The sequence below is a fragment of the Geobacter sp. DSM 9736 genome (genome assembly GCF_900187405.1).
In the GTDB taxonomy this organism is placed as follows: Bacteria; Desulfobacterota; Desulfuromonadia; order Geobacterales; family Geobacteraceae; genus DSM-9736.
The window spans coordinates 1,087,427-1,103,703 of record NZ_LT896716.1 but is presented as its reverse complement, the minus strand read 5'-3'; the positions used below and the strand labels follow the sequence as shown (position 1 = coordinate 1,103,703).

The 16,277-nt window shown below is 55.0% G+C and carries 16 protein-coding genes; 14 read left to right on the top strand and 2 right to left on the bottom strand.

Annotated features, from left to right (window positions below):
- The first annotated feature begins 3 nt into the window (after nucleotides 1-3).
- From CFB04_RS05200 to glyA, 7 genes are all read left to right on the top strand, one after another.
- Nucleotides 4-984 (top strand): beta-ketoacyl-ACP synthase III, encoded by a 981-nt coding sequence (locus CFB04_RS05200; protein ID WP_088534281.1) that lies wholly within the window; start codon nucleotides 4-6, stop codon nucleotides 982-984.
- A 26-nt stretch (nucleotides 985-1,010) separates the two neighbouring features.
- Entirely contained in the window at nucleotides 1,011-1,934 is a 924-nt protein-coding gene (gene fabD, locus CFB04_RS05195) for an ACP S-malonyltransferase (protein WP_088536713.1), read from the top strand.
- Nucleotides 1,935-1,955: 21 nt separating this feature from the next.
- A complete protein-coding gene (fabG, locus tag CFB04_RS05190; RefSeq protein ID WP_088534280.1) occupies nucleotides 1,956-2,693 on the top strand; it encodes a 3-oxoacyl-[acyl-carrier-protein] reductase in 738 nt (245 codons plus the stop codon).
- A gap of 115 nt (nucleotides 2,694-2,808) precedes the next feature.
- A complete protein-coding gene (gene acpP, locus CFB04_RS05185; RefSeq protein WP_088534279.1) occupies nucleotides 2,809-3,045 on the top strand; it encodes an acyl carrier protein in 237 nt (78 codons plus the stop codon).
- Between the two features lie 78 nt (nucleotides 3,046-3,123).
- A complete protein-coding gene (gene fabF, locus CFB04_RS05180; protein ID WP_088534278.1) occupies nucleotides 3,124-4,356 on the top strand; it encodes a beta-ketoacyl-ACP synthase II in 1,233 nt (410 codons plus the stop codon).
- 9 nt (nucleotides 4,357-4,365) lie between these two features.
- Nucleotides 4,366-4,818 (top strand): ribose 5-phosphate isomerase B, encoded by a 453-nt coding sequence (gene rpiB, locus CFB04_RS05175; RefSeq protein WP_088536712.1) that lies wholly within the window; start codon nucleotides 4,366-4,368, stop codon nucleotides 4,816-4,818.
- Nucleotides 4,819-4,894: 76 nt separating this feature from the next.
- Nucleotides 4,895-6,142, top strand: a complete 1,248-nt coding sequence (gene glyA, locus CFB04_RS05170) for a serine hydroxymethyltransferase (protein ID WP_088534277.1) — start codon at nucleotides 4,895-4,897, stop codon at nucleotides 6,140-6,142.
- 65 nt (nucleotides 6,143-6,207) lie between these two features.
- Here the strand turns inward: glyA and CFB04_RS05165 are convergent, their stop codons facing one another.
- On the bottom strand, nucleotides 6,208-7,137 hold the full coding sequence (locus tag CFB04_RS05165) for a chemotaxis protein (RefSeq protein WP_088534276.1): 930 nt from the start codon (nucleotides 7,135-7,137) through the stop codon (nucleotides 6,208-6,210).
- Between the two features lie 153 nt (nucleotides 7,138-7,290).
- Between CFB04_RS05165 and CFB04_RS05160 the strand changes: the two genes are divergently transcribed.
- From CFB04_RS05160 to CFB04_RS05130, 7 genes are all read left to right on the top strand, one after another.
- The gene (locus CFB04_RS05160) at nucleotides 7,291-7,872 is read left to right on the top strand and encodes a TetR/AcrR family transcriptional regulator (RefSeq protein WP_157698720.1); all 582 of its coding nucleotides are present in this window, start codon (nucleotides 7,291-7,293) and stop codon (nucleotides 7,870-7,872) included.
- A gap of 65 nt (nucleotides 7,873-7,937) precedes the next feature.
- The gene (locus CFB04_RS05155) at nucleotides 7,938-9,365 is read left to right on the top strand and encodes a TolC family protein (protein ID WP_231934380.1); all 1,428 of its coding nucleotides are present in this window, start codon (nucleotides 7,938-7,940) and stop codon (nucleotides 9,363-9,365) included.
- Between the two features lies 1 nt (nucleotide 9,366).
- Nucleotides 9,367-10,536 carry an efflux RND transporter periplasmic adaptor subunit gene (locus CFB04_RS05150; protein WP_231934379.1) on the top strand — a complete coding sequence of 390 codons (1,170 nt, stop codon included), beginning with the start codon at nucleotides 9,367-9,369 and terminating at the stop codon, nucleotides 10,534-10,536.
- Nucleotides 10,533-13,655 (top strand): efflux RND transporter permease subunit, encoded by a 3,123-nt coding sequence (locus tag CFB04_RS05145; RefSeq protein ID WP_088534273.1) that lies wholly within the window; start codon nucleotides 10,533-10,535, stop codon nucleotides 13,653-13,655. The genes CFB04_RS05150 and CFB04_RS05145 overlap by 4 nt, the downstream gene beginning before the upstream one ends.
- 62 nt (nucleotides 13,656-13,717) lie before the next feature.
- Nucleotides 13,718-14,086 (top strand): 6-carboxytetrahydropterin synthase QueD, encoded by a 369-nt coding sequence (gene queD, locus CFB04_RS05140; RefSeq protein WP_088534272.1) that lies wholly within the window; start codon nucleotides 13,718-13,720, stop codon nucleotides 14,084-14,086.
- A complete protein-coding gene (locus CFB04_RS05135) occupies nucleotides 14,079-14,831 on the top strand; it encodes a 7-carboxy-7-deazaguanine synthase QueE (RefSeq protein ID WP_088534271.1) in 753 nt (250 codons plus the stop codon). Before queD ends, CFB04_RS05135 begins: the two co-directional genes overlap by 8 nt.
- A gap of 42 nt (nucleotides 14,832-14,873) precedes the next feature.
- On the top strand, nucleotides 14,874-15,656 hold the full coding sequence (locus tag CFB04_RS05130; protein WP_088534270.1) for a creatininase family protein: 783 nt from the start codon (nucleotides 14,874-14,876) through the stop codon (nucleotides 15,654-15,656).
- Between the two features lie 338 nt (nucleotides 15,657-15,994).
- Here the strand turns inward: CFB04_RS05130 and CFB04_RS05125 are convergent, their stop codons facing one another.
- Nucleotides 15,995-16,234: a hypothetical protein gene (locus CFB04_RS05125; protein WP_088534269.1), complete on the bottom strand. Its 240-nt coding sequence runs from the start codon at nucleotides 16,232-16,234 to the stop codon at nucleotides 15,995-15,997.
- Nucleotides 16,235-16,277: the final 43 nt, after the last annotated feature.

The following is a 16,277-nucleotide window of genomic DNA, read 5'->3' as shown; positions in this document are numbered from 1 at the left end:
GTAATGATCCACACACGGATAACAGGTACAGGCTCGGCTCTCCCGGACAAGATACTAACCAATTTCGATATCGAAAAGATGGTCGACACCAGTGACGAGTGGATTGTCACCAGAACCGGCATCAGGCAACGCCATATAGCGCAGGAAGGTGAATATACTTCAACCTTCGCCTCTATGGCGGCACGAAATGCGCTCGACAAAGCAGGGCTGACCCCTGACCAGCTTGACATGATTCTCGTTGCCACGGTAACGCCTGACTTCCCTTTTCCTTCCACTGCTTGTCTCGTACAGAGCAATCTTAAAGCTGCCAATGCCGTTGCTCTTGATATTTCCGCCGCCTGTTCCGGCTTTCTCTATGGTCTCTCAATAGCCGACAAATATATCCGGACCGGGTCCGCCCGAAAAATTCTGGTTGTAGGGGCGGAGGTTCTTTCCAGGATTGTGGACTGGAGCGACCGCAACACTTGCTGCCTTTTTGGGGACGGCGCCGGCGCCGTGGTTGTCGAGGCTTCAGAATCGGAGCATGGAATCCTTTCAAGCCATATGAAGAGCGACGGTTCCTTCTGGGAGCTTCTCTATCAGCCCGGATGCGGCAGCAGGAACCCCGTCTCCCCGAAAGCCATAAGCGAACGACTTCCCTTCATATCGATGCAGGGTAATGAGGTCTTCAAGCATGCCGTCCGTGCCATGGGCGAGATTGCCTGCGAAGCTCTAGCAGTCCATGATCTCACTGCCGACGACATAGACCTTTTTATTCCCCATCAGGCGAACCGGCGGATTATCGATGCGATTGCCAAGCGGCTCGGTGTTCCGGAGAAGAAGATATTCAATAACGTCGAACGCTACGGAAACACTTCGTCCGCGTCCATCCCTATTGCCCTGGATGAGGCTAATCGCACCGGACGAGTCAATACAGGTGACTTGATTCTCCTTGCAGCCTTCGGAGGAGGACTTACATGGGCCTCCACGATCGTTCGCTGGTAGTTCATTTTCAAGCAAAGGATGTGCTTATGGCTGCTCATGCATTTATTTTCCCCGGGCAGGGCTCCCAGTTTCCCGGCATGGGAAAGGAACTGGCAGAGAATTTTACTGTTGCACGGGATGTGTTTGCCGAGGCCGATGACGCCCTCAGCTTCAAGCTGTCCCGCCTCTGTTTCGAAGGACCGGAGCAGGATCTCAAGTTGACGGCCAATACACAGCCGGCAATACTGACTGTAAGTATTGCCGCATTGCGAGTTGTTCAAGCCGAAACGGGTCTATCTCCTAAATTTCTTGCTGGCCACTCCCTCGGCGAATACTCGGCGCTGGTAGCCTCGGGATCCCTTGCTTTTGCCGATGCAGTCCGCACCGTTCGCGCCCGTGGCACTTTTATGCAGGAAGCCGTCCCGGTAGGCGTAGGGGCTATGGCGGCTATTCTTGGTGTGGAGCCTGACGTTCTTGCTGAAATTTGTGCTGAAGCGGCACAGGGGGAAGTGGTATCTGCTGCGAACTTCAATTCCCCAGGCCAGATCGTGATAGCCGGGCATTCTACAGCGGTAAATCGTGCCATTGAAATAGCCAAGGGAAGAGGTTTCCGGAAGGCCATGCTGCTTCCCGTAAGCGCGCCCTTCCACTGCAGTCTTATGGTCCCTGCCGGGGAGCGCCTGGCTGCGGTTCTGGAGGGGGTAAGCATTTCCACGATGCGGACTCCCGTTGTAACAAACGTAGAAGCACGGGAAAACAGCGACGAAAAAATGATTACGGATCTTCTCGTCAGGCAGGTAAGCGCCCCGGTCCGCTGGGAGGAGTCGGTGCGGCGGATGGTGGATCTCGATGTAACGAACTTCCTCGAAATTGGGCCCGGAAAGGTTCTGTCGGGGCTGGTAAAACGGATTGCCAAGGAGGCTGTTACCTCCAATGTAGAGGATGTAGCTTCGCTGAAATCCCTGCAATAACGAGTTCAAGGAGGCTGTTTCATGCCACAAGGAAAAGTTGCCGTAATTACCGGGGCTTCCCGGGGAATCGGTCGCAGCATTGCACTGTCTCTGGCGGCTGCGGGAGCAAAGATTGTAGCCGTTGATGTCAATTTGGAAGGAACAAAAGCGCTGGCCGACGAGATCAAAGCCGCCGGTGGGGAAGCTGTCGGAGTACAGGGTAACGTTACTGTCGCCGCCGATGCTGACCGGATGATGGATGAGGCTGTCGCAGCGTTCGGCCGTGTCGATATCCTTGTGAATAATGCCGGGATTACGAGGGATGCTCTGCTGCTCCGCATGAAGGAAGACGAGTGGGATGCGGTTATAGACGTCAATCTGAAAGGTGCCTTCCTTTGCACTCGTGCTGCTGCGAAAGTAATGACCAAGCAGCGCTACGGGCGGATCATAAACATTGCCTCGGTTGTCGGTCAGATGGGTAACATCGGCCAGGCCAACTATTGCGCCAGCAAAGCCGGGCTCATGGGGCTCACCCGTTCCAACGCCCGGGAACTTGCTCGCCGCAATGTTACAGTGAACGCGGTAGCACCGGGATTCATAGCCACCGATATGACCGATGCTCTTCCTGAGAAGGTTAAGCAGGAACTCCTGGCACAGATCCCCTTGGAGCGTCTTGGGACTGCCGACGACATTGCGAACGCAGTATTGTTTCTAGCCATGGAAAACTCGGCCTATATAACGGGCCAGGTACTTGCCGTTAACGGTGGGATGTACATGTAGCAGGGGCTTTAAAACCGGAAAAAATATCTTTTGCAAATCGTTCTTTTCATGCTATGAAGGCAAGGTAGTCAACACCAGAAACCTGTACAGGTTCATTAAACAATGGAGGTAGAGCATGTCGTCGTCGATAGAAAAAAGGGTCAAAGAGATAGTAGCAGAGCAGCTTGGGGTTGATGAGGCACAGGTTACCAATGAAGCATCCTTTATGGACGATCTGGGCGCAGATTCTCTCGACACCGTAGAGCTTGTGATGGCCCTTGAAGAGGAGTTCGATATCGAGATCTCCGACGAAAGCGCTGAGAAAATCACATCCGTCCAGGATGCAATCGACTACATCACCGAGCACACCTAGAAAACAGGGGAAGTCCGCTTCCCCTCTCTTTATCGCTGCACTTTTCCCCCAGAAGATCAGTTCGAGGAGACCAGATTTATGAGAAGAGTTGTGGTGACGGGCGTCGGCGTTGTTTCGCCGCTGGGCACCGGAAACCAGAAGAACTGGAATGCCGTTATTGCGGGAAAGTCGGGAATCGGCCCAATAACCCGTTTCGATGCTTCGGAAATGCCTGTCAAGATCGCCGGTGAGGTCAGGGACTTTATCGCCGAAGATTTCATCGACAAAAAAGAAGTAAAGAAGATGGATCTGTTCATCCAGTACTCTATGGCTGCCGCGCATTTCGCCATGGAAGATTCGGGCCTCCAGGTTACCGAGGAGAACGCTGAGCGGGTAGGGGTTCTGGTAGGGGCCGGACTCGGCGGATTGACCACCATTGAGAAATATCATTCCGCCCTCCAGGAGGGTGGCTACAAGAAGATTTCTCCCTTCTTTATCCCGATGCTCATCATCAATCTGGCCCCCGGGCACATATCCATGAAGTACGGTGCCAAAGGGCCGAACGTTTCTTCAGTTTCCGCCTGCGCTACCGGCACCCACTCCATCGGCGATGCCTACCACATTATCAAGCGCGGCGACGCAGACGCGATGATCGCAGGAGGCACCGAATCGACGGTGACGCCGCTCGGAATTGGCGGATTCGCCGTCATGAAGGCGTTGTCTACCCGCAATGACGATCCGACCGCTGCTTCGCGACCATTTGAAAAGAACCGCGATGGCTTCATTCTAGCCGAAGGTGCCGGGATAATAGTTCTTGAGGAATATGAATCGGCAAAAAAACGAGGCGCCAAGATCTATGGTGAAGTCGTAGGTTATGGGATGACAGGAGATGCCTATCACCTCACCGCGCCAGCTCCCGGAGGGGAGGGTGCGGCCCGCTGCATCAAGATGGCTCTCAATGGTGCCGGCATCAACCCGGAGCAGGTGACTTACATCAATGCGCACGGCACGTCTACACCCTTCAACGACCTCAACGAAACACTTGCTATCAAGGCAGTGTTCGGCGACCACGCCAAGAAGCTGATGGTCTCCTCGACCAAGTCGATGACGGGTCACCTTCTGGGTGCCGCCGGAGGGGTTGAGGCTGCGCTGACGCTGATGGCGATGGATAAAGGGATCGTTCCTCCTACCATTAATTATGAAGAGCCTGATCCTGAATGCGATCTTGATTACGTTCCAAATACCGCCCGCGAAGCCAAGATAGAGTACGCATTAAGCAACTCCTTCGGGTTCGGCGGGACCAATGCCACTCTTCTGTTCAGGAAGGTATAGGAGATGGCAATTATGGTGGTGGGCAGCGATCATGGCGGACTCGACCTCAAGGAAGGGATCAAGGCCTTCCTTGGTTCGCGGGGCATTGTCTTTGAGGATTGCGGAACCGATAACGGTGACTCCGTCGATTACCCCGACTTTGGGGAACGGGTTGCTAGGATGGTTTCGGAGGGTGCTGCTGAAAAAGGTATACTATTCTGCGGAACCGGGATCGGAATGTCCATTGTGGCAAATAAGTTTCCCGGAGTTCGTGCCGCATTGGTAACCGATCCATTCATGGCACGAATGGCCAAAGAGCACAACAACGCCAACATCCTAGTCCTTGGTGGCCGCGTACTTACCGAAAAGGATGCACGTGAGATCGTCGCTGCATGGCTCGATGCCTCTTTTGAGGGAGGACGTCACCAAGGCCGCCTCGACAAGATCGCGGCTCTGGAGCGGGAGCTTGCGCAGAGCAGGTAATTGTTTTTTTGCATAAGACGCACGACGGGACTGTACAGGTCCCGTTTCTTTTTCCAATAAGGCGAAGGAGATACTTATGTCGATTCTCGAACAGTTCGATCCGGAAATAGCACGCGCTGTGAGACTGGAAACCGAGCGGCAGGAATTTAACCTGGAGTTGATTGCTTCCGAGAACTTCGTTTCTGAAGCGGTCCTTGAAGCCCAGGGGTCGGTGCTTACTAACAAATACGCCGAAGGATATCCCGGAAAGCGCTACTACGGCGGCTGTCATCATGTAGATGAGGTAGAAAACCTTGCCATTTCACGGGCAAAGGAGCTTTTTGGTGCTGATCACGTCAACGTCCAGCCCCACTCCGGCTCCCAGGCAAATATGGCCGTCTACTTCTCGGTGCTCAAGCCGGGCGATACTATCCTGGGCATGAACCTTTCCCACGGCGGACACCTCACCCACGGAAGCCCCGTCAATTTTTCCGGGCGCTTCTTCAATGTTATTCCATATGGGGTCTCTAAGGAGGTCCAGACCATCGATTACGAGGAAGTTGAACGCCTTGCACAGGAACACAAGCCCAAGATGATCGTTGTTGGTGCCAGCGCATACCCCCGTATTATTGACTTCGCTGCTTTTCGCACCATAGCTGATAAGGTTGGCGCCGTGGTGATGGTGGATATGGCTCACATCGCAGGACTGGTCGCGGCCGGCCTCCACCCGAGCCCCGTTCCCCATGCCGAGTTCGTTACCACCACGACCCACAAGACACTTCGCGGCCCACGGGGAGGAATGATCCTCTGCAGGGAAGAGTATGCTAAAACCCTCAATTCCAATATCTTCCCGGGAATCCAGGGTGGGCCTCTCATGCATGTAATTGCTGCCAAGGCCGTAGCCTTTAAAGAGGCGCTCACCCCGCAGTTCAAGGCCTATCAGGAGCAGATTGTTAAAAATGCGCGTACGCTGGCACAGGGCCTGATGGAGCGCGGCTTCAAGCTTGTCTCCGGAGGCACAGACAATCACCTCATGCTTGTTGATCTTTCCGGAACGGAACTAACCGGCAAGGTGGCCGAGGAGGCCCTAGACAGGGCCGGCATCACCGTCAACAAAAACACCGTCCCCTTCGAAACCCGCTCTCCGTTTGTGACATCCGGGTTCCGCATTGGTACTCCTGCTGCCACCTCACATGGTCTCAAGGAGCCCGAAATGAAGGACGTCGCAGGTTTCATCGCAGAGGTTCTCGGCAACGTAGAGAATGAAGCGAAACTGGCAGAAATCAAAGGGCGGGTTAATCAGCTGATGAAGCGTTTCCCGCTTTATGCTCACAGATTGAAGTAAAGAAGCTTGTGGCAGGACGAAAAAAGGCGCCAATACGGCGCCTTTTTTCGTATTAGGAGCTATTTCTATCCAGTGAGCTGCTCGGCGAGGCAGACAAGATTAGGCAGATCGGGTTTCGTGAGGATCTGGTTTGCTCCGAGGGCGCTCCACTTCCTGATGTTATCTTCGCTCGCCAGGGAGGAGAAAATTACTACGGGGAGGTCCTTGAGGGCTGCCTCTTTCCGTACCCGAGACGTCAGGTGCAGACCGTCCATTCGCGGCATTTCAACGTCCGTTATCAGCAGGTCGAGTTCCTCTTTTATGGGCACTTGGCGTTCGCGGCATCGCTGCAGTTTCTCGTTTATAATGTTCCAGGCCTCTTCGCCATTTTCCGCTTCTTCCACCAGGTGTCCTGCAGCGCGCAAGGAGGAGCACATCGTGTTGCGGATGAACGGGGAATCGTCGGCGACAAGTATGCGTCTGCTGCGGGCGGTATCGGGGTCCGGGAGCATCTCGTAAGCCGTCACATACTGCCCGCAGAGTTCACCAACGATCTTCTCGAAGTCGAGAACGAGGATGATCCTGTCATCCATCTTTACGAGGCCCGTCACCTGCTCCGAATTCGCCACCTTCACGGGAGGCTCCACCTGCTCCCAGGAGATGCGGTAGATGCGGGAGACCGAATGTACTAGCACCCCCACCACCAGCCTGTTGAATTCGAGGACGATCACCCGATCAGGCTCCATTCCCTCAATGCGTTTATTGAGACGCTCCGCCAGGTTGATGACCGTGATCACCTTGTCTCGCAGTTTTATCATTCCCGCGACAGCAGGTTGGCTGTTGAATGCTTTCCACAGCTGGGGAAGGCGGATGATTTCTCTCACTTTCGCCACGTTCACACCGTAATGGCACGGCACCAGCTGGCCCGAATCATCATATTCATCTATCCTGAATTCGACTATCTCGAGTTCGTTTGTGTCGCTTTCAAGTAATACGGCGTTGTTCGAATTCTCCATAGTGGATTCTCCTATGATGTTTTACGGGCAGCTGCAAGGGCCCAAAAGTTTCATCGGTAACCGCGGGAAAGAGCTTGAGTCATAATTTCCTCTCATGCTGTGAATACTTACTATTTCCTTGACAACCTTCCCTGTTTTAAACCATATGGTCCTATGAACAAGCGTTCAGCAGAGGCGACCAAACAGAAGATACTCGACGCTGCCCACCGTGTATTTGCAGAAAGAGGGCATTCTGAAGCCAGTATGCGGCTCATCGCCAGCGCTGCGGGCATTAGCGTTGGTTGCCTCTACCTCTACTTCAAGAACAAGGATGATCTCTACCTTACACTGATGCAGCAATGGATCAGGAGACTCGACGGGGAGACGCGGGAGGTTCTCGCCCATATCAAGGATCCCAGGGAAGCGGTGAAGGCCTTTATTTCAACGACGATCGCCTTTACCACAGGACACAAGGAAATCCTCATGCTTCAGGGGAAGGAATTCTGCTTCTCCTTCGGCCTTGACATGAAACGGCAGTTTTTTCGGGAGCGCCGCCTTTTTCTGACACAGCTCATTGCAGATGGAGTCGAGAGAGGGGCTTTTTGCGACTGCAATCCCGAGGAGGCTGCGAAGGTGATATTCAACATGCTGCGTGGGTACATAGTCTCAATGGTAATCGACGAGGAAGCTCTTTTTTCGGTTGAGGATTGCTGCAGTCTCCTGCTCAACGGACTGTTACGGAGGAATGACGGGTGAAGAAATATCTGGCAGGTTTTTCGTTGGTCTTTTTATGTGCGGGCGGAGCCGCAGGGGAGGATGCTGTGCGCAGACTGACGCTGCAGGAAGCGATCAGGATGGCGGCAGAACGTAACCTGGATGTCCGCGCTGAACTTTATAATACCGCGCTGTTCGAAGCGGATATTCATAGATTTCGCGGGATATACGATCTCCTTCTTTCCGCGCTTCTCGACTACCGGGACTCGACAACCCTTGCGACAAATAATGTAATTACCGGTGGTTCTCCCACCATCGAGCAGAAATCGGTCAGCTACAACGCCGGAGCGACCCAGTTGCTCCCCACGGGCGGTACCGTCGGTCTTACATTCAACAATAACTGGACGAAGGCCAACTTCGGATCGATTCGGGATTTCTATGAGTCGGACCTGACCCTCAATGTTGCACAGCCGCTTCTCCAGAACTTCGGCCAGGAAGTGACAGAGCTCAACATCTCGATTTCCAGGCTCAATAAAGAAGGTTCATTCGAGCAGTTCCAGACCAGGCTCCTCAACACGGTTAACCAGGTGACTGCACAGTATTTCCAGCTTGTCTCCTCCCGTCAGGACGTCGATATCAGAAAGGCTTCACTGGCTCTCTCCGAAAGGATACTGAGCGACACCCAGGCAAGGGTCAAGGCTGGGGTTCTTCCGGCTATGGAGATCATCAATGCGGAGTTCGGAGTAGCCTCGCGCCAGCGGGAACTGCTGGATGCGGAGCGGGCGGTGAAGGATCAGAACGACGCATTGAGGCTTCTTCTTCAGCTTCCGCCTGACATGGAGATCGTTCCGGTGGATGCTTTCAGGACGGACCCTTATCCGACCGATGAAGCCGCCGAAATGAAACGGGCCATGGCAGTGCGCCCGGAACTGAAGCAGCTGGACGCGGCCCTTAAAACAAGCGAATTGCAGAATCGTGTGGCGAGAAAGCAGACCCTCCCGAACCTCCTCGTTACTGCATCGGTTGCTCCGACAGGTCTTGGGAGTACCTACAGCCGCGACCTCGAGCGCCTCGGTTCCGGCGACTACCCTGTCTGGGGCGTAGGGCTGCAGTTCAGCTATCCCCTTGGTAACCGGACAGCTGAAAACGATTATATCAAGACGAAATTGAGGATCGAGCAGAACAGGATGCTGATAAAGAGTCAGCAAGAAACTGTCGCAAACGAAGTCCGCGCGGCCGTCCGGGCAATTGACGTTAACTACAAGCAGCTGGAGGTCACCAAACGTGGAAGGGCCTACGCCGAGGAGCGTCTCAACGCTTTCATCAAGAGAAGCCAGGTCGGGCTTGCTACTATGAGGGACGTGCTGGATGTGGAGAACGATCTCGTGACCGCCAAAGGGGAAGAGGTGAAGGCTCTCGCAGCCTATAACAGCTCAATATATCAGCTATGGCGCGTAACCGGAGACCTCCTGTCCCGCCAGGGGGTAAAAGTGTCTGTTGATGAAGCCGACACGCTGTACGAGAGGAGCAAGTAGCATGTCGTGCCGCTGTCGACGGGTGATGGTGCCTTTGTCCATCATGCCCATCCTCTGTCTGGTCCTCGTGTCGTGCGTAAAGAAGAAAGAGCCGCCTCGTCCCAAGCCTCCCGTGCCTGTTGGGGTGGTCGTGGCTGAACAGAGAAATGTTCCGGTTCAGTTGGCTGCCATCGGCAACGTTGAGGCTTACAGCACCGTAGGCGTAAAGTCGCAAATCAGCGGGACCATAGTGCGCGTGCATTTTCGGGAGGGGGAGGATGTCAGAAAGGGGCAGGTCCTTTTCACTATCGACCCCGCCCCCTTCGTGGCTGCCCTTCGCCATGCGGAAGCCCTACTTGCGAAGGATATCGCCCAGGCTAAGAATGCCGAAGAGCAGGCAAAGCGATATGCGACCCTCGTGCAGGAGGGTATAGTGACTCGGGAGCAGTACGATACATACCGCACTGCAGCCGAGGCGCTGGGCGCCACTGTGGCAGCGGACCGGGCAGCGGTGGAGAATGCAAGGATCCAGCTCGGCTACTGCACCATACGCTCCCCTTTGAGCGGGCGGACAGGCAACCTGGCCGTACACGCCGGTAACCTCGTGAAGGCGAACGACAATCCGGTTCTTGTGACAATCAACCAGATAACTCCCATCTACACAACCTTCAGCATTCCTGAAAAGGAACTTCCGGAGATTAAGCGGCGGCTGGCAAGCGGAGCACTTACCGTCGAAGCACGCCTGCCGAACGATACCGGGGAGCCGGAACGGGGGAATCTGACCTTCATCGATAATTTCGTGGACCCCACTACCGGAATGATAAAGCTCAAAGGGACATTTCAGAACGGGAAGGGCCGGTTGTGGCCCGGACAGTTCGTCAAGATCACGATGACGCTCTCCATACTTGCGAACGCGACAGTAGTGCCCCAGCATGCAGTGCAGGCCGGGCAGAAGGGTCCATTTGTGTTTGTGGTCAAGAGGGACAATACAGTCGAGCAACGCTCGGTGGTACCTGGAATTTCCCAGGGGGGACAGGTGGTCATCCTCCAGGGGATTCAGCCTGGTGAAAGCATCGTAACAGAGGGGCAGATGCGGGTCATGCCGGGAGCAAAAGTCGCTGTCAGGCATGAGAAAAGGGGAGGAGAGTCACAAGCTCAGCCATCGGGGGGCTTGCCTGGACATAAGCAATGAACATCGCGTCCCTCTTTATCCGCAGACCTATCATGACGAGCCTCGTCATGCTGGCGGTAATGGTTTTCGGGCTCTTCGCCTACAAGATACTGCCGGTGAACGACCTGCCGGCGATCGACTATCCAACCATCCAGGTCACCTCCAACCTTCCCGGGGCAAGCCCTGAGACAATGGCGAGCGCCGTCGCCACACCTCTCGAACGGCAATTTTCTACCATTTCCGGACTTGATTCCATGACTTCCACCAACGGGCAGGGAGTCTCGATCATCGTCCTGAAATTCAATCTCAAGCGGGATATCGATGCAGCCGCTCTCGATGTCCAGGCGGCCATCTCCAAGGCAGCCCGGCAGCTCCCCTCTGACATGCCTACCCCCCCTTCTTTCCAGAAGGTGAACCCGGCGGACCAGCCGGTTCTCTACCTGGCACTCAGCTCGCCGACTCTACCCCTGCCGCGTGTGAACGAATACGCGGACACCGTCATCTCTCCCCGCATCTCCATGATCAGCGGCGTGGCCCAGGTCCTCGTCTACGGCTCCCAGAAATACGCCGTCCGGGTGCAGCTCGACCCGCTGGCGCTGGCCTCGCGTAAGATCGGCATCGATGAGGTGGCTACGGCACTCGGCAGATGGAATGTAAATCTTCCCACCGGCGGACTTCAGGGCGTGCGTCAGGCCTTCACCATCCAGGCAACAGGCCAGCTCTACAACGCGGATGCCTACAAGCCGCTAGTGGTAGCCTATCGGGGAGGAGCGCCGGTTCGACTCGCCGACATCGCAACCGTCACGGACAGCGTCGAGAACGACAAGGTTGCCGCCTGGTACAACACCAAAGGGATCATGACCAGGGCCATCGTTCTGGCCATCCAGCGACAGCCGGGGACCAACACGATTCAGGTTGTGGACAGCATCAAGAAGGAGATTCCCAGCTTCCGGAACCAGCTTCCAGGATCGGTCCAACTGAATGTCCTCTTCGACCGTACTGAAACGATCCGTGAGTCGGTGGCCGATGTGAAGTTCACGCTTGTCCTCACCATGGCCCTCGTCATCATGGTCATCTTTCTCTTCCTGCGAAACCTCTCGGCTACCGTGATACCAAGCCTGGCGCTCCCACTCTCCATCATCGGCACTTTTGCCGCCATGTATCTTCTGGGCTTCTCCGTCAACAATATCACCCTCCTGGCTCTCACCCTCTCCGTCGGATTCGTAGTGGACGATGCCATCGTCATGCTGGAGAATATCGTGCGACACATGGAGCATGGGGAGAAACCGATGGAAGCCGCCTACAAGGGCTCCCGGGAGATCGGCTTCACTATCATCTCGATGACCATCTCTCTAGTGGCCGTATTTATCCCGATTCTCTTCATGGGGGGGATGCTGGGCCGGATGCTGCACGAATTTGCAGTAACCATTTCCATAGCAATCCTCATCTCCGGAGTCGTCTCCCTGACCCTTACCCCCATGCTCTGCAGCCGTTTCCTCAAGCCACCCGAATCAAAAGTGCACGGCAAGCTTTACAATATAATGGAGCTATTCTTCGAGGGGATGCTACGACTCTACGAGCGTACCCTGACAAAGGTGCTCGAGTACCGTCGTGCCACTATTGCGGTGACCCTTCTTATGACCCTCGCCACGGTGTGGCTTTTCAAGATCATGCCGATGGGGCTTCTCCCTTCGGACGACATTGGTGCCATCTTCGCTACCACCGAGGGAGCTCAGGGGGCGTCCTTTGAAGAGATGAAGCGTAATCAAATGAAGCTGGCCGAGATCGTGCTCCAAGAGCCCAACATCGAGGCCTTTATGTCCTCCGTAGGCGCTACGGGAAGCAGGGTAGGATCCAACAGCGGCTCCATGTTCATAAAGCTCAAGTCCCGCCACGAGCGGAAGCTGAATGCCGACCAGGTTATTCAGAAACTTCGCCCGAAGGTTTCAGGGGTGCCGGGAATTCTGATGTTCATGCAGAATCCGCCCCCCATACGCCTCGAAGCGACCTCATCCAAGGCCCAGTACCAGTTTGTGCTCCAGAGCCCTGACACCGACGAGCTTTATCACAATGCGGCGGCTTTCGAACAGAAGCTTCGCGCGCTCCCGATGATCCAGGATGTCACGAGCGACCTGCAAATCAAGAACCCTCAGGTGAATCTGGAGATCGACCGTGATCGTAGCGCTGCCCTCGGAATCACCGCCGAGCAACTGGAGGATACCCTCTTTTCAGCCTTCGGCGCCCGGCAGGTGTCAACTATTTATTCTCCCGTCAACCAGTATCGAGTGATAATGGAGGTCGAGCCCCGCTACCAGCAAGATCCCTCGGCACTTGGACAGCTATACATCCGTAGCAACGCCGGACAGCTCGTTCCCCTGTCGGCCCTCGCCACCCTGAACCAAGGGGTGGGCCCCCTGACGGTAAACCATCTTGGCCAGATAACCTCCGTAACCATCTCCTTCAACCTGAAACCAAACGTCCCCCTCGGCACTGCTGTGACCGCTGTAGAGCGTGAAGCGAGATCGCTCCCTGCCGGCATTACTACGGGTTTTCAGGGAACAGCACAGGTTTACCAGGCATCGACAAAGGGGCTTGCGCTCCTCCTCGTGATGGCTATTCTCGTTATCTACATCGTCCTGGGAATCCTCTATGAGAGCTACATCCACCCCTTAACGATCCTGTCCGGACTCCCCTCGGCCGGCTTCGGAGCACTGCTGACGCTTCTACTCTTCGGGAAGGATCTGAACCTCTATTCCTTTGTGGGAATCATCATGCTCGTAGGCATCGTCAAGAAGAACGCAATCATGATGATTGACTTTGCCCTGGAAGCCCAACGCACAGAACAAAAGGCTCCAATGGACGCAATCTACCAGGGGTGTCTCGTCCGCTTCCGTCCGATCATGATGACTACCATGGCCGCACTTATGGGAACGCTCCCCATTGCGATCGGCTTCGGGGCAGGGGCAGATGCTCGGCGATCTCTCGGCCTTGCGGTCGTCGGCGGGCTGCTTGTCTCCCAGCTACTCACCCTCTATATAACCCCTGTAGTTTACTATTACATGGACAGGGTCCAGATGTGGGCGCGCATGAGGCTTGGAATACGGCGGCGTCCAGGGGAGACTGCAGTGGAAGGCGGGTAATCCTGCTCGCATCCTCCTATTTTTATGCTATTATTCCCGAAAATTTCTGGAGAGGCCATTTCATGTTCCTGCTGAAGATCCATACCTATTTTGCCGCCGCCCATTGTCTCACCCACTACCAGGGAGATTGCGAGAACCTCCATGGACACAACTGGAAGGTAGAGGTCGCCGTAACCGCCCGGGAGCTGGATCAGGCAGGACTCGGCATAGACTTCAAGATACTGAAGTCGGAAACGAACCAGCTCCTGAAGACCCTGGACCACAAGTATCTCAACGAGCTTCCTCCGTTTGCCGACCTGTCGCCTTCGTCCGAAAACATCGCCCGCTACCTCTACCGGGAGCTGTCTGAGAAGCTCAATACCCAGAACGTCAACGTTCATATGGTGACGGTGTGGGAGTCGGACTACGCCAACGCCAGCTACTATGAATAATGGGTCTGCCTCAATCGTTGAACTTTTTTCCTCAATTCAGGGGGAGGGAGTGCTGGTGGGGCTGCGCCAGGCTTTTCTCAGGTTTCACGGCTGCAATCTCGCCTGCGAGTACTGTGATACGCGTAGCGACGAGCCACCCGAGGAGGCGCTACTAGAGGAGACACCGGGGCGGCAGGATTTTCTGCGGGAGAGAAACCCGGTTCCGTTGGAGCGGGTTGCGCGGCTGCTGCAGCTCTGGGAATCGGCACTCCCAGGAATTCATCATTCCCTCAGCATAACCGGAGGAGAACCGCTCATCAACCACCGCTGTCTGCAGGAGTGGCTTCCCGAACTGCGGGCTATTCTTCCTGTTTACCTTGAGACGAACGGGATTCTGCACCATGCGCTCAGTGAAGTTATTCCGCATCTCGATTACATCAGCATGGATATCAAGCTGCCGTCGAGTTCCGGGTGTACCGGCCTCTGGGAAGAGCATCGTCGGTTCCTGAAAATCGCTGCACGCACGACGGTTTTTGTGAAGGCTGTGGTGAGCGCAGAAACCGAGGACTGGGAGATACTGCGGACGGCGGAAATGATCGCCGAAGTCAATCCTCGCATAACCTGCATCCTTCAGCCGGTGACAAGGGCCGATGGAACCCCTGGCATCGCGCCGATTCGGGCGCTGGAGATGCAGGAGATGGCAGGAAGGTGCCTCACGGATGTGCGGGTTATACCGCAGACGCACAAGTTCATGGGGCAGCTCTAGCAGTCCCAAACTATGTCTCAATTCAGAGTCTGGAGTAGAAGTATGATCATCGAAGAAATGACGATGAGCGAATTCGATGCCGGACTGAAAATAACCCAGACGGTTCTAATACCTTTCGGGTCGGTGGAGGAGCACGGAGACCATCTGCCGCTTTCCACCGATACGATCCAGGCCTACGAAGTGGGGAAGGGGGCGGCGAAGCTGATACCTCTCTTTGTCGCTCCCCCCATCCACTACGGTTCATGCCGTTCCACATCATGCCATCCCGGCACCATCTCCATCTCGACATCCACGCTCAAATCTATAATGAAAGATATCACACGCTCCCTATATACGCAGGGGATGCGGAACGTGATCGTACTTACTGGCCACGCCGGAGGTGCTCATCGGATGGCGCTTCAGGACGCCGGCGAGGAGCTGCTGCACGAGATCCCGGACATCACAATAGCGGTGGTGACCGAATACGATCTCGCTGCCTGCGAAGGAAGGCACCTTGTGGAAACATCTAACGACTCCCACGCCGGGGAGATCGAGACCTCCCGAATTCTGCACTCCCACCCTCACCTTGTGAAAGGGGATGGGAAGGAGGAATATCCACAGTTCCCAATGGGCATCCTTGTCCGGGATAAGCGAAAGTATTGGCCGGGTGGAGTCTGGGGTGATCCAACAAAGGGGACAGCTGAGAAGGGGCGATTGTTGGAGGAGTTGGTTGTCAGGAGGATTGTCGCGTTGGTTACTGAAATTGCGGGAGCCGAAAAAAAGCTGACGCAGACCGGTCACGTCCACAATCGATACGATCAGGACTCCCTCGGTAAAATCCAATAAATAAGCTGTTGCAGCACAGGCCTCCAGATTTGCCCTGTAAGACGTTTTGCCCGCCCGGCGAAGGGGTTGGTATGGGTTCTTTTGCCGCTGGACGGTCTTCTGGGTTCGAACCAGCGCGCGAACATCATATCCTCATGCAGAAGAATCATGTGGTTGTGATAAAGGGGCTGCTCTTGCACTTTAAATGGAGAATACCTCCACGGTATCAACTTGACATAATATATCTTATGGGACGCAAAAACTAGAGACCAGTTCTACGTGCAGCAGCAGCATGCGGCGGCGCAGCAGCAACACAAAACCTCTTAAGCCGCGATCCTCTCATCCTCACCATTTGACCGTTAGTTGCATCTCCTGATGTCGCATATCCTGCAGCGCCATTCGTAGTAGACCGTGCTGTAGTATATGGAGTTGCCGTACTCGTCCACGAAACCTTTTGTTTCGATATCCCACGTGCCGTATTCTCCACAACGCGGGCAGAAATTATTTTCCCCATCGAATATTCGACAGTGGCAAATATCCTCGAGTTTCCGGACTTCGCGCTTCACTATTTCCAAGTACTGCTCTGGGGTCTCATACATTCAGATACTCCCGGCAATGCTATGCCTGCATCTGTCTTTCCAG